The sequence below is a fragment of the Yoonia sp. MH D7 genome (assembly GCF_054439475.1).
Genome location: NZ_JBTJCF010000002.1, coordinates 53,927 through 67,222, shown reverse-complemented (window position 1 = coordinate 67,222; position 13,296 = coordinate 53,927). Strand labels below are relative to the sequence as shown.

At 52.7% G+C, this 13,296-nt stretch carries 9 protein-coding genes and 4 pseudogenes; 2 read left to right on the top strand and 11 right to left on the bottom strand.

From position 1 onward, the window contains the following. Positions 1-334: 334 nt before the first annotated feature. The 9 genes and pseudogenes from ACXLHR_RS16620 to ACXLHR_RS16580 all read right to left on the bottom strand — a co-directional run bounded on the left by ACXLHR_RS16620 (position 335) and on the right by ACXLHR_RS16580 (position 8,420). Positions 335-1,036, bottom strand: coding sequence for a FadR/GntR family transcriptional regulator (locus ACXLHR_RS16620; RefSeq protein WP_458792612.1), 702 nt, complete (start codon positions 1,034-1,036; stop codon positions 335-337). A gap of 142 nt (positions 1,037-1,178) precedes the next feature. Next, on the bottom strand, positions 1,179-1,499 hold the full coding sequence (locus tag ACXLHR_RS16615) for a hypothetical protein (protein WP_458792611.1): 321 nt from the start codon (positions 1,497-1,499) through the stop codon (positions 1,179-1,181). Then, a pseudogene (locus ACXLHR_RS16610) lies at positions 1,496-2,325 on the bottom strand (tripartite tricarboxylate transporter permease). The gene ACXLHR_RS16615 and the pseudogene ACXLHR_RS16610 overlap by 4 nt, the downstream one beginning before the upstream one ends. 83 nt (positions 2,326-2,408) lie before the next feature. Continuing rightward, positions 2,409-2,813, bottom strand: a complete 405-nt coding sequence (locus tag ACXLHR_RS16605; protein WP_458792697.1) for a tripartite tricarboxylate transporter TctB family protein — start codon at positions 2,811-2,813, stop codon at positions 2,409-2,411. A 220-nt stretch (positions 2,814-3,033) separates the two neighbouring features. Next, on the bottom strand, positions 3,034-3,681 hold the full coding sequence (locus tag ACXLHR_RS16600; RefSeq protein ID WP_458792610.1) for a Bug family tripartite tricarboxylate transporter substrate binding protein: 648 nt from the start codon (positions 3,679-3,681) through the stop codon (positions 3,034-3,036). Further along, positions 3,626-3,988, bottom strand: a complete 363-nt coding sequence (locus ACXLHR_RS16595; RefSeq protein ID WP_458792609.1) for a hypothetical protein — start codon at positions 3,986-3,988, stop codon at positions 3,626-3,628. Before ACXLHR_RS16595 ends, ACXLHR_RS16600 begins: the two co-directional genes overlap by 56 nt. 567 nt (positions 3,989-4,555) lie before the next feature. Further along, a complete protein-coding gene (locus tag ACXLHR_RS16590; RefSeq protein ID WP_458792608.1) occupies positions 4,556-6,076 on the bottom strand; it encodes an aldehyde dehydrogenase (NADP(+)) in 1,521 nt (506 codons plus the stop codon). Between the two features lie 2 nt (positions 6,077-6,078). Further along, positions 6,079-6,804: a ribonuclease activity regulator RraA gene (locus tag ACXLHR_RS16585; RefSeq protein WP_458792696.1), complete on the bottom strand. Its 726-nt coding sequence runs from the start codon at positions 6,802-6,804 to the stop codon at positions 6,079-6,081. A 463-nt stretch (positions 6,805-7,267) separates the two neighbouring features. Next, positions 7,268-8,420: pseudogene (locus ACXLHR_RS16580) on the bottom strand (IS30 family transposase). A 168-nt stretch (positions 8,421-8,588) separates the two neighbouring features. Between ACXLHR_RS16580 and ACXLHR_RS16575 the strand changes: the two are divergent. Together ACXLHR_RS16575 and ACXLHR_RS16570 are read left to right on the top strand one after the other, a co-directional pair. Next, positions 8,589-9,470: an alpha/beta hydrolase family protein gene (locus ACXLHR_RS16575; RefSeq protein ID WP_458792607.1), complete on the top strand. Its 882-nt coding sequence runs from the start codon at positions 8,589-8,591 to the stop codon at positions 9,468-9,470. Between the two features lie 1,029 nt (positions 9,471-10,499). Continuing rightward, positions 10,500-10,592, top strand: a pseudogene (locus ACXLHR_RS16570) (hypothetical protein); the annotation flags it as partial. 140 nt (positions 10,593-10,732) lie between these two features. Here ACXLHR_RS16570 and ACXLHR_RS16565 read toward each other — a convergent pair. Both ACXLHR_RS16565 and ACXLHR_RS16560 read right to left on the bottom strand, forming a co-directional pair. Further along, the gene (locus ACXLHR_RS16565) at positions 10,733-11,671 is read right to left on the bottom strand and encodes an IS110 family RNA-guided transposase (protein ID WP_458789636.1); all 939 of its coding nucleotides are present in this window, start codon (positions 11,669-11,671) and stop codon (positions 10,733-10,735) included. 203 nt (positions 11,672-11,874) lie between these two features. Continuing rightward, positions 11,875-12,884 (bottom strand): annotated as a pseudogene (locus ACXLHR_RS16560) (IS3 family transposase); the annotation flags it as partial. Positions 12,885-13,296: the final 412 nt, after the last annotated feature.

Below are 13,296 nucleotides of genomic sequence, written 5' to 3'. Positions count from 1 at the left end.
ATCAATCCGCCACTCTTATTTGGAACTGAACCGCGTATCTCCATACCTACCAGCGGCATCTGAAACGCCACATCAACAGGCCTGACAGATGACTGCATCCGTGCACATTTCTATAACATTCAAAAGTAACTTGCATTAATGGAAGCATCCTCAGATGTGAATTTGATTTTTGTGCTACGAGCGCTCGCAGCATAAAAGTTGCCGCCGCTGCGCAACTGTGTGTGCTGTGCGGCATCTAAGAAAGCACTCATTCGAAAGATCAGCAGTGAATTTTTTATCCGCCTGGCAAAAAACTAATGTCACTTTTGCATTGACCAGGCGATGCGCACTGGCGTCAGTCATCCTGCGTACCTAAGAACATCCGGTCCTTCGCCGCCGTAATATGGTGGCGCATCGTCGCTTGTGCCACCTCGGGTTGTTTCTGGCGGATCGCATCCAACACAGCGCGGTGCTCTGCCAGCACCAGCTCTTGTCGGTCGGGCACATCAAGTAGGGTCAGCGAGCGCGATAGTTTAACGCCATAGGCAATTTGCGTACTTAGGGATTCTAGCACCGATGAGAAAAGCGGATTCTTTGCCGCGCGAGCCACGGTCAGGTGCAGGCGCTGATCGGCGTCGACCCCAAGGGCGTTTTGTTGATAAGTCTGCTCCATCAACTGATAGGCTGCATCCATCTCGGCCAGGTCGTTGTCATCGCGCCTCATTGCCGCCCAAGCCGCTGCCGCGCCTTCGACATCTACGCGAAACTCGTAGCAACGCTGTACATCCGAGACAGATTCAATGGGTACGAAACTGATCAATTGACGGTCGGGCCGGCGTAGCACATAGCTACCTGAGCCTTGGCGAGATTGCACAATGCCATCGTTACGTAACCGCGAAAGTGCCCCACGAACGATCGGCCGCGAGACGCCAAAGCTGTCAGCCAAAACTTCTTCAGTGGGCAATCGGCTGTGTACTGGATATTCTTCTTCAAGGATCTTGGTCAGGAGCTGATCGTATACCTGATCTGCCAGTAAGGGCCGCTTTGTCTCTGACAATGTGATCTCCTTGCTTGTGAGCTGAGCGGGCGCGTAAAAGTCCTTATAGACCCTATTCGGCAATAAAAGACAGGGCCGTTGCGCGCGTGCTTACAATATGTACAACCGCCCCTTTAGGAAGGGATGGCCAGAGAGCTGCGACCTATTTAGTTTTGATAGCTACAGGCGTCTTTACTGGTTTGGGGATAACCAAAAAGTAGACGAACACAAGCTTCAGCGCAACAAAGAACAGGCTATCGGGATTGGTGAAAAAGGTCATTGGATCTCCGTTCGACAATGCGAGAGAACGCCGCATAAACTCTTCCAGATTTGGCCCAAGTATATAGCCTAGCAACATAGTAATCAGGGGAAAGCCGTTGCGTCGCAAGTAGAAGGCAAAAACTCCCATCCTTAACGTCATGAACATTTGGAAAGTAGAATAGGTTGCAACGTAGCTCCCCACGACCGCTAAAAGCGCGATCACAGCATAATCGCGGTGATCGGATCTCCGGGAATACCAAAGGTCAGCATTGGGACCATGGCCCCACCACAGACCGCATTGTTGGCACTTTCAGAAGCGGCGATGCCTTTGGGGTTGCCCTTACCGAAGGTTTCGGGCTCGTCCGAAGTGCGCACCGTTTCAGTATAAGCTAGGAACGACCCCATCGAGCCGCCCGCGCCCGGCAATGTGCCGACAAAATAGCCGATCAGGCAGGACTTGAAATAATCGCCAAAGCCGATTTTGCGCATATCAGACAACGGCGGCAGGAAGTCGCGGCGGCGAATTTTGACCTTGTTGGCAGCAGCGGCAACGGCGCAAATATCTATGCGTGTGCTTGCTTGCGTCAGTACTTCGGCAATAGCAAAGGTGCCGATGATAACCGGCATCAGGTCGATCCCAGCGGTCAGGCTGGCATAACCATAAGTGAAGCGAGTAATGGGCTCCATTGCGTCAAGCCCGATAGTGGCCAGCATCAGTCCATTACAGGCGGCAAGTCCAGCCTGCGGAATGCGACCGCAATCAACAGTAGCGCGCCCAACGCACCGCCGAACATAGAGTCAATCGCCGCATGACCAAGCGCCTGTGCGCCCTTGCCTTGCAGCTCAAGCGCGGTCATCATAGAAGATGGTGCGCCAGGAATGTTGATCATTGTGGCCGTGATTGACCCGCCACACATGCCGGCCATATAGATGCTTGCACAGGCCATCAGCGCGGTTTCGACGCTAAGTAAGTATGTCAGCGGTAAAAGTAGCGCCATTGCCAAGGTCGCAGTCAGGCCCGGAATGGCGGCAAAAAGCGTGCCTCTCACGAACCCGAGGATCACATAAGTGAAGTTGACCGGATCGGCTAGCAGCGAAAAACTGCTAAAACGAGGATGATGAAATCCAAGACTTAACCCCACAGCGTCGGTAGTCGGAACCCGAACAATTGTTGAAACATGACGAAGGTAACCTCAACGATTGTGACCGAGATGATCGCCTTGAGAACCAGATTTTCGAACCTTGAAAACAGCAAAATCAACACAAAGACGAATAGGCCGGACGACAGGAAATAGCCCAGCGTATTAAATGCTGCGATGTAAACGAAGATCGCAACCACCACCCATACATGAGTATAGCTTCGCCCCTCGTCCACTGGCGCGACCTTTGGCTGGGCTCGCAGCGCTTGCACAATCAAGATGCTGCAAAAGACAATCGCCGCACCACCTACAAGGATTGGAAAGAAGGCTGGCGTCAGCCCGTTCTCGACAATCGGGGGACCCAAATTTAGGGCAGTGATTAAATAACCACCAGACACCGCAAGGGTGACATACAGAAATACCACTTGTCATTTTAAGAGCATCTTCTTCTCCTGAGCCGAATGAGTGCGATCGGGCGCGGCTACGAATTGCGGCGGTCGGTTGCAGCGGATGACCGCGTATTGAACCATACATCGCGTAAAACCGGTAGTAGTCCAGCGGCGCCGGGAGTTGCGCCGCTGGCGCCTTAGACCGAAGTCATTGCGGATGTGAACCGGATTACAGGTCCAGTTCATCCATCAGTGCAAACGTCTTGGTTTGCAATTCATCGGTCCATGCGACCACGTCACCAGACCCGAGCCAATCAGCGGTCACACCGATTTGGGCTAACCAGTCTTGGAACTCGGCGCTATCGTAAGCCGTTTTGAATGTGGCCTCTAGTGTAGCGACCACATCGTCTGGCGTGTCGACCGGAGCCGCGAGCACGATGAAGCTGCCTGTCTGCAGGTCGTGACCTTTAGTTCGCAAAGTAGGGACGTCAGTGTAGGTAGCATTTTGTACAAAGGTCAGTTCGACTACGCCCTTGGCATCGCCCGAGGCCAGAATGCCGCTGAAGTCACCAAGGCTTGAGATTGCCGCATCCAATTCGCCTGAAAGCAGCGCTTCGGCTTCGGCGTTAGACGAGCCCGCGTAGGTGATGACGTTGAAGGCCACGTCTAGAAGCGTTTCCAACTGCAACACGGACAGGTAGGGACCAGAGCCCTTGGGTGCCACGCCGACACGTACTTGACCCGGGTTTTCTTTGGCAAGTGCAATCAGCTCTTCGAAGCTTTCGATGCAAGAAATCTTGGAGACAACAATCGCATCGGCCTCAGACGTGATGCGCGCTATCAGCTTCATGTTGTCGAGCGAATAGCCAGGCATCATCTTGGGTGATAACGCTGTCATAGGTCAGCACGCCGACTGTGTGCCCATCGGGACGCGCGCTGGATATCTGCATCAGCCCAGTCGCGGTGACCGCACCGGCAATATTTTCCACATAGATGGACTTTGGCAGGTCTTGTTCTGCGATATTGCTGATTTTGCGTGAGATTGCGTCCGCGCCGCCACCAGCGAACCAAGGCACGATCAGGCGAATGTCACGAGTTGGGAAATCCTCCGCGATAACAGATGTCCCAAGGACAGCCGCGCAAAGTGCAAGGCCAAGTGTGGAGTTCAATTTTGTATAAAACATAGTTTCTGTTCCTCCTATACAGATGCCGTATGCCAGACAGGTCTGGCGTCCACCGTTTGCCGAGTGATTCCGAAAAGTGGTATTTTATCGGCTCGACGTTGTGATTGTTGGTCGCGTTATCGTAGGTAGGTTGCACCATCAGCCAAGACAGGCTTGGTGATGCATGTTCGTCGCAGGTACCAATGGTTGTGTACGCGATATGCACCTAACCCCAGCTCTGCCTTGCGCTTGAAATCGCGGTAAGTTGTGCCTTCGCCGCATCTGATACGGCCTTCATCTCCCGCCTCAAATATTGCGTCACGGGCGCTGACCAGTCGCGGCAAGGTCTATGCAGGTTCAATCACATTAGGCAGAATAATTTTATAAATCAGCTCAAATATAGCTAATAAGATGATTTAATCTCTCGGGAAACTCACTATTTGTAATTAAATAATACACATCTTGAGAAAAGCGGTTATGCCGCCGCGCCGTCGGCGCGCTCCGCAATAGTGGTGAACCTAACGGCCTGAAACTGGCACGATCAGCCCGCCATCTCAGAGACGGCAGGCTGTTTTGGCAATAGAACCGTTAACTTGCTCGAAGATCGGCAGGCAACAGCGCCTCGGGCAAGTTCTGATAGCAGACAGGTCGCAGGAACCGCCGAATGGATAGAGTTCCGACCGACGTAGCACCGAAGTTAGTCGATGCCGGATAAGGCCCACCATGGACCATCGTGTCAGCCACTTCGACACCGGTGGGGAAGCCATTGGCCAATACACGTCCGGCCATCTGCTCAAGGGTGGGCAAAAGTGCGCGCGCAAGATCGATGTCGCCATCGTCCATATGTAACGTCGCGGTCAACTGACCTTTGAAGTTTGCAGCAACGGCCTGCAACTGCTCTGCGTCTTTAACACGGACGACCAGACCCAGTGGACCAAATACTTCCTCCGCCAGCTCTTCGTTTGCCATCCAGTCCTTGGCGGAAACGTCAAACAGATACGGCGCAGCAGAGCGACCTTCGCAAGTGCTGGTCAGTAACGACTTCACGCCTGCGCCCTCTGAAACGCGTCGCGCACCGTCTCGGTAAGCGTCAGCCATACCATCGGTCAACATGGTCTGTGCGGCAACCGCTTTAAGACCTTCGCTGGCGGCATTCACAAATGCATCTGCCTCGGGCCCGTCCACGATAATGGCGATCCCGGGGTTGGTGCAGAATTGACCAACGCCCATGGTCAGGCTTCCGGCCCAACCTGCGCCAAGATCAGCGCTGCGCGCAGCGGCGGCTTCTGGCAGTATGAACATCGGGTTTACACTCCCAAGTTCGCCAAAGAACGGGATCGGCTCTGGGCGCTTGGCGCAAAGGTCAAACAGCGCCCGACCGCCGCCAAGACTGCCGGTGAAGCCGACCGCCTTGATGCGGGAATCGGTGACGAGCGCTTCGCCGACCTGACGGGTGCCGCCTTGCACGAGGCTGAAAATACCGCCATCCATGCCTAGCTTATCTAGCGACGCAACGATGGCATCGCCGACAATTTCACCCGTGCCAGGGTGTGCGCCGTGACCTTTGACCACAACCGGACAGCCAGCCGCGAGCGCCGCGGCAGTGTCGCCACCAGCGGTGGAAAAGGCGAGCGGGAAGTTCGAAGCACCAAACACTGCAACCGGACCGACGGGTCGCTGCATCGTCCGAAGATCGGGGCGCGGCAAAGGCATGCGGTCGGGCAACGCAGTATCGTGGCGGCGATCAAGATAAGCTCCCTCACGAATATGTGTTGCAAAAAGACGCAACTGACCTGTCGTACGGCCACGCTCGCCCTGAAGTCGCGCTCCGGGCAGACCAGTCTCAGATGTACCAATTTCGGTGATCTGGTCGCCACGAGCGTCGAGCTCATCAGCGATGGTTTCCAACAGCACCGCGCGTTCTTCGCGCGAGGAGGCTGCAAAGCGAGGGAATGCTGCATGCGCTGCGGCGCATGCTTGGGAAACCAAATCAGGCGAACCAGCTGAGAACTCAAAGGCGGTCCCGCTAGCAGGAGAAGAAGTAAACTTTGCATCGGCACTCACGCGCTTGCCAGCAATCAGATGTGCGCCGTGTGGGGTATAAGTCATGTTTAACGTCCTGTCTTTTCGCGCCATGTATTGAATTTCACGATACTTTCATCATCTGTTCCCGGGTAGAGACCAATAATTCCCGCGCCATCTTTGACCTGCTCGAGCACGAAGTCCTCATAGACTTCCATTTCCAAGCACTCCCCCGCGATCTCGTCCGCAAGATGTGCCGGAATGACCATAACGCCATCGCCATCGCCCAGCATGACATCGCCGGGAAACACCGCCGCATCGCCGCAGGAAATCGGCACATTAATGTCGATTGCCTCGTGCAAGGTCAGGTTCGTAAGGGCAGATGGACGTGCGAAATAGGCAGGCATGTCAAGCGCGCCAATGCCCGCAGCGTCTCTTACACCGCCATCGGAGACCACACCTTCCACACCGCGCTCTTGCAGCCGGGTAATAAGGATCGATCCGGCTGTTGCGGCTCGGCAGTCTTTGCGCGCGTCCATCACCAAAACGTGACCCTTGGGGCAGGACTCGACAGCGACGCGCTGTTTGTGATCGCGGTTGCGGAAGACGGTGATCGGGTTGCGATCTTCGCGCGCCGGAATATAACGCAGTGTATAGGCTTGACCGACCATGATCACAGCCTTGCGCTCGACCGGCGTAACACCTTGCACGAACTGGTTGCGCAATCCTCTTTTGTAAAGAGCAGTGGCCACAGATGCCGTGGACACCTTGCGCAATTTGTCGCGCGTCTCGTCGGACAGGATATATTCGTTCATCATTTTTTCCTATGGTTTTGCGTTTTGCAGTCTTGGATGAAGGTATGCTTTGTAAATCTCTCCTCCAGCCCGTCGCAGCGATACCACGCCAATCTCAGACCTTCCGAATATACCCAATATAACCCTCCAAGTTATTGAACCTTCAGTAACCTGATAACGGCATATATGTCAATATTTGTAAATTGTATTGATCAAGATTGCTAAAAAAGCGTTAATTTTGATTTAAATAATTACTAATTTTTACAAAAAAACGCAGAACGGCAATCAATCTGAATTGTCGTGCCTCCGAACACAGCTATTTGTATGCCATCCGCGGATTGCTGCTTCGACCAAAGTACAGCGAAGTGGTCTCCACAGGCGCAAAATTATACCGCGTGAGCGAGGTGGAACATCCAAGGTCGATTTGGCCCGCGACTTTATTGTTGTTAAATTGCGCAGGGAAAGTGTGGTTTGAGGTGCGGTTTCAACGGGTCGCTGCAACACAGGCTTCAAATTTCTCTGCTGGTGTCTGGTATCGCAAGGTTTTTCTTGGCAGCTCGTTTAGCTGGCGTGCGACTGCGCTAAATTTGGCTTGACTGAACCCTGATATATCAGTGCCTTTTGGAAAGTACTGCCTGAGAAGGCGGTTGGTGTTTTCATTGCTCCCACGTTGCCACGGAGATTGTGGGTCACAGAAGTAGACATCGATATTTGTGGCTATGGTGAACTTTTGATGCCCCGACATTTCAGACCCGCGGTCCCACGTCAGGGATTTGTAGAGCTCCTTGGGAAGCTTTCGTGCCTGTTTGATCAGGGCTGTGGTCACACTCTGGGTGTCTTTGTTCGCAACTTTCGCCAGCATCACAAAACGGGAATGACGCTCAACCAGCGTGGCGATGTAACTGTTGTTCGAGCCCGCAATCAAATCGCCCTCCCAATGGCCCGGAATGGCACGATTTTCGACCTCAGCTGGACGTTCGCTGATCAAAACAGCATTCTTGATTTTACGTAATTCAAGGCCCTTTTGGGTGGCATGCCTGGAGCGTCGTATCGCACGTCGACTGCGCAAGCATTCCTGCAATTCTTGCTTCAAAAACCCTCGGGTTTGAACATAAAGGCTGCGATATATCGTTTCGTGTGACACGCGATTTTGCTCTTCATCAGGGTATCTTCGTTTGAGCCAGCCTGCGATTTGGCTGCGGTGACAATTTCCGTCGCAGCTTGCGCGCTATCAACTGGCACAAAGGATCGTTGAATGAGAGCTTACACAACTTGGGCCGTGTTGCGCAGTCCCAAGCGCGCTGGTCTGAGTGGGTCGCGCGATAGGCTAGGCGTCCGCCATTTCTGCGAACCTCTCGGCTGATTGTCGAAGGCGACCGGTTCAGGTGTTGCGCGATTGAACGAAATGACTGTTCGGCGACAAGCCCTCGGGAAACTTCTTCCCGTTCAATAAGGCTCAAAGCACATCGTGACCGTGTACGATCAGCAGGTCGGATCCCGCCCCCTCGATTTTGCAAGCGCAGCGAATGTCCGGTCTCACGGGCCGCGCCGCAGCAATCAAGATCACCGGTTAATGTCCGCAAAGGGCCATCCCTACTGCGGCTGCGGAAGTTGACGGGCGAAATGCTGCGATAGATCTAACGGCGGTTGCGAGCTCATAGTGCCCAACATCAACGAACTGCAGATCAGATGGGAAGCTCGAGTATCGGTGTTACGATATTTGTCCGAAATCTGAAATTCTTTCGTTGTTCCAAGAATTTTTCGACCTAATATCCTGATAACTCAAACAACGGAGACATCATAACATGCGAAAATATATTTCTATATCTTTGTTTGCAGCGACTCTGCCAGCTATAGCTGCTGCACAACACGCGCAAGAAGTCGTCACATTGCAATCTGAAGGGCAAGATTTCGTTGGCACATTGATGCTCCCCAGCGGCGATCCGGCACCGGTTGTATTGCTTCTTCACGGGTTCACCGGATCAAGGGACGAATTGACCATTCCAAGCACTGAGCAGGGAGTGTTTGTTCACACAGCCAACAGCCTTGCGACAAATGGCTATGCAAGCTTGCGTATTGATTTTCGTGGCTCAGGTGAGAGTACATCAGATTTCACATATGAAGCGACAACCTTTGAGGGCCAAGTCGCTGATGCCATGACGGCTGCGGCACACCTTATGGCGTCGGACAAGGTCAATGGGGACGATATCCATGTGATCGGCTGGAGTCAGGGTGGGCTTGTAGCTTCGGCTGTTGCAGGTCGAAGCGGCAATCTCGACGCCGTCGCGCTTTGGCAGGCTGTTGGCGACGCCGATGCCACTTATGGCGGGCTATTGAGTGCTGAAACGCTAAACGCGGGCAAAGCCGCTGCGCCGGATCAGACAGTCACCACAACGTTGCCATGGGGTGCAGAAGTAATGCTGAATGGGGCGTTCTTTGATGGAATCGAAACTTTTGATCCAATGGTTGAAATTGCAGCCTATTCAGGGCCGCTTTTCGTGTCTCAAGGAATGGCCGACACCACGGTTGTGCCTGCGGTAGCTGCGGCATTTATTGCTGCACATGAAGGCCCAGAACAACTTTGGTCCGCTGAGATGGATCACTCGTTCAATGTTTTCGCAGAGACTGAAACCCTCGATTCCCTAATTGGTGCAACCGTGGCATTTTTCAATGCAAACAAAGATTGACCTGACAAACTGTGCTCAAATGCATGCCGATGTAATTGCATTTGAGTACGGGTCTCAATGTCGCTTTGTCCGAAGAATGTGATTTGGCCCTTCAGACCGAGGGTGGGCGAAAGGCAGCAAAGGGCCGTCCTTGCCAGTGTTGGTGCGCCCTGATGCGAACATGCTGCAACCGATCGAATGGCCACAGAGAACCCAGACTACTTCTCAGGCAATATCGCGCCTGCTTTAAATGCACGTCTGACTATGGCTTGCGAATTTCGCCAGACCTAATCAAAAAAGCTAAGGCGCTCGTGACAATGAGTACCACAATAAACACTGTCGAAAGAAGAAAAATCAGGACACCGCCAGCCGCGTTTTCAATGCTTGTAAAAGTACAGGTACTGCTTCTGACAAGAACAACCATGCAACAAGCCACACAGACGCACCGGATCGGCAGACAAGGGAAAAAGTTATTAAAAACAATAAAGCGGGTGTACTCAAAGAAGACCAAAGAGCATTTGCCCAAACCGCGTTATATCCTTCTGCCGCCAAGATACCTGCACTAGCTTCAGAGAACTTCCAACAGCGTGTCTGTCCACTAAATACGCGGCTTCATCAGCTATCACACCATGATGCGCACTTGCCGCTATCAGATAACCAAGAATCGCCAATCCAACGGAGAGGCCAACGCCAATCTGTCGTTCTGAACGACTGAGTGTTTCGGCTTCGTTTATTCTAATTTTCTTCGTTACCGCATGTGGCGGAAGCGCGACACAATGTGCGAATAAGCCCTTGAAGAAACGGGATCCTGCGTATTTGAAATCCACATTTTCTCGAGCACGCCGTGATCTGTAAAACTTGGCGGGCGTTTAATATTTGCTCTAATAAAAGGTATTTGGAATATTTTTGTGTCGAGGCACTGGTCGCGCCCCAAAATGAAAAGACGTAAAGTTTACGGTAGCACAACCTCAAGGCGACGGAAAGTTGATAGAGCCTATCTTTAAAGGAGAAACCTTCGCTATGAGCAAAGCTAGTATTTAAGACCCCGATTTGACGTTAGACAAGTTAATGACCTTATGGCCAGAGACAATAAAGGTTTTCATGACGCACAGGATGGTCTGTGTCGGCTGCATGGTTAGCCCGTTCCATACGGTAATCCCCCCATTTTTAACGGGGTGCGGCTGTAGAACTTACGCGGCCATTTTTAGTTTCTGTGCGGGTGTTATGCCGCCGATGCCCATATTCGGGCGGTCATTGTTGTAAGTCGAGAGTATCCGTCTTGATCAAGCGGTTTTTGGTGTCCATTTGCGATTAGCTTTGACAAGTGCATTTGCGATTTCGATTAGCTTCCGCATTATAGCGACAATTGCGACCTTGGCGGGTTTTCCCACGTCTCGTAGGTGTTCGTATTTTGCTTTGAGGTCTGGGTTCCAGCGCATGGCGACTAATGCGGGCATGTAAAGGGCATCGCGCAAGGGCTTGCGCCCGCTTCCGATGGACGCTTTGCCCTGCCATAATCCAGACTGGCGTGTGATGGGGGCGAGACCAGCCAGGCTGGCCACTTGTTTGCGATCTAGCGTGCCGAGTTCGGGCATCAGGGTCAATATTGCGGCAGCAGAAACAGCGCCGACACCGGGCATGGAACGCAAAATATCATGCGTACGTGCGGTGCTCTCCCGCGCCTGGATCAGCGCTGCTATCTCGGCGTCCAACTCAACGATCTGGCGTTCCACTAGCGTGAGACGCGCTTTGGTTTGGCGTTTCAGGAGAGATAACCCCTGAATTTGAGCACGGTTGCGCAATCTGGTGCGATCCTTGACCAACCCAGCCCGCGCAACATGCAAGTCTTTGAGGTCAATTGCTTCTTTCGGGAGAGGCACTTGTGGTTCAAGATTAAATGCCGCGCCCATAAGCGCCAACATTCGAGCATCGACTGCATCAGTCTTAGCTCTCGTACCATGGGCCTGCGCAAAACGGCGCGCCTGCAAAGGATTTACCTTGACCAATGGTAACACCTTCCCAAGTGTCGCTTCAAAGGCTTTGTGATACGATCCTGTCGGCTCGTAAACGACCCTCGCTACACGGGTCGCCTTGCCCAACCATCTGATAAGAGCACGGAAGCCTGTGATTGAATTATCGAAGCGTTTAGCCATGTCGTCTTCCAATCGAAACACGTCCAGATGGGATTTAGAAATGTCCACGCCAATGTTATGATCTGTCATATTCTCCATATCCTATGCTTGTCATACGTGACTTGTTGCACGCGTATCCGTTCAGGCCTTTGGGGAAGACGGCGGTTGATCAAACTCTGGAGCGGTCCATCATGACCCAGCCATTTACGATCCAACCGCCGCCACTGCCTGTCACAAATGACGTGGCGGGCAGTGGCCCCATTATAAAGCAGGAGCCAAGTTCATTATAAGACAAGCCATTGTGTGGCGAAGTCTTGCGCCTCCTCGATGTTTTCAATGATGTGTTGGTCCAACCATTCATGCCTGACCGTGCGATTGTAGCGCTCGATGTAAGCGTTCTGCTGCGGCTTTCCGGGTTGGATATGCTGGATGCTAATACCTTGTTTTTCAGCCCATTCTAACAGCTTGCCACTGATATATTCTGGGCCATTATCAACCCGAATAGTTTCTGGTTTGCCGCGCCATTCGATGATCCGGTTGAGGCTGCGAATAACCCGTTCGGCTGGCAAAGAAAAATCAACCTCGATGCCCAAACCCTCGCGGTTAAAATCATCCAGCACGTTCAAAAGCCGAAACGCCCGGCCATCCCCGAGGCGATCCGCCATGAAGTCCATCGACCAGGTCACGTTTGGTGCGTCCGGCACTGCCAGCGCATCGGGTTTGTCCCGCTTTAACCGTTTCCGAGGTTTGATCCGCAAGTTCAGTTCCAGTTCGCAGTAGATGCGGTAAACGCGTTTGTGGTTCCACGGATGGCCCTGCACATTGCGTAGATGCAGGAAACATAGCCCAAACCCCCACGTCTTCCGGGCGGTCGTTAGCCCAACCAGCAGATCGGCGACCTCTTCGTTCTCGTCGCTCAAGAGCGGGCTGTAACGATAGCAGGTCTCACTCACGCCAAAGGTGCGGCAGGCCAGCGCAATGCTGACACCGTGTCGCGCCACAGCTTTCTCGGCCAGACCCCGACGCAGGGCTGGCCGGATCACTTTTTTCCAAGGGCTTCCTTCAGTAACTCAGCTTGCATGCTCATCTCGGCATACATCTTCTTGAGACGCCGGTTCTCGTCTTCAAGGGCCTTCATCTGGCTAATCATCGATGCGTCCATCCCGCCATACTTCGACCTCCATTTGTAGAATGACGCGTTGCTCATGCCGTGCTCGCGGCACAGCTCAGAGACAGGCACACCGCCTTCGGCTTGGCGCAGGATCGCAAGGATTTGGGGTTCGCTATATCTCGTCATCTTCATCAAAATCTCCTCATGCATTCTTGCCGAGAAAATTCTACTTCCGCATCCCCTTAGTTTTGGGGAGGATTACCCGGCACCACTTTCACTTTATAAGAAAACCCAGAGGTACCTACTTGGGAGTGTGCTTATGACAGCGGAACCATGCTGGATTACATACAATTGCGTCATATTCGTGCAACTGATGGCTGTTTGAGGTTGCAGGTGGCTGCATACATAATTGCAACAATTAAGTTTAAGTGGGGCCATTTCAAAGAATGAACACAATCTTAGCTTGAGTTAGCCATAGACGTGAGCCAATCTTTCAAGAATGTAATTTTTCTGTTGAGGTTGATGGTTTTGGGGACTGTTTCGACGTTATTTTTTGGATTTTGCTCCATCGTAACAGTGATCCGCAGTAAATTTGGAAATGCGC

Bases quoted from the DNA above. Each gene is read 5' to 3' on its own strand.
- ACXLHR_RS16600 (WP_458792610.1), bottom strand. From the start codon at position 3,681: ATGATGCCTGGCTATTCGCTCGACAACATGAAGCTGATAGCGCGCATC.
- ACXLHR_RS16595 (WP_458792609.1), bottom strand. From the start codon at position 3,988: ATGTTTTATACAAAATTGAACTCCACACTTGGCCTTGCACTTTGCGCG.
- ACXLHR_RS16590 (WP_458792608.1), bottom strand. From the start codon at position 6,076: ATGACTTATACCCCACACGGCGCACATCTGATTGCTGGCAAGCGCGTG.
- ACXLHR_RS16585 (WP_458792696.1), bottom strand. From the start codon at position 6,804: ATGAACGAATATATCCTGTCCGACGAGACGCGCGACAAATTGCGCAAG.
- ACXLHR_RS16575 (WP_458792607.1), top strand. From the start codon at position 8,589: ATGCGAAAATATATTTCTATATCTTTGTTTGCAGCGACTCTGCCAGCT.
- ACXLHR_RS16565 (WP_458789636.1), bottom strand. From the start codon at position 11,671: ATGACAGATCATAACATTGGCGTGGACATTTCTAAATCCCATCTGGAC.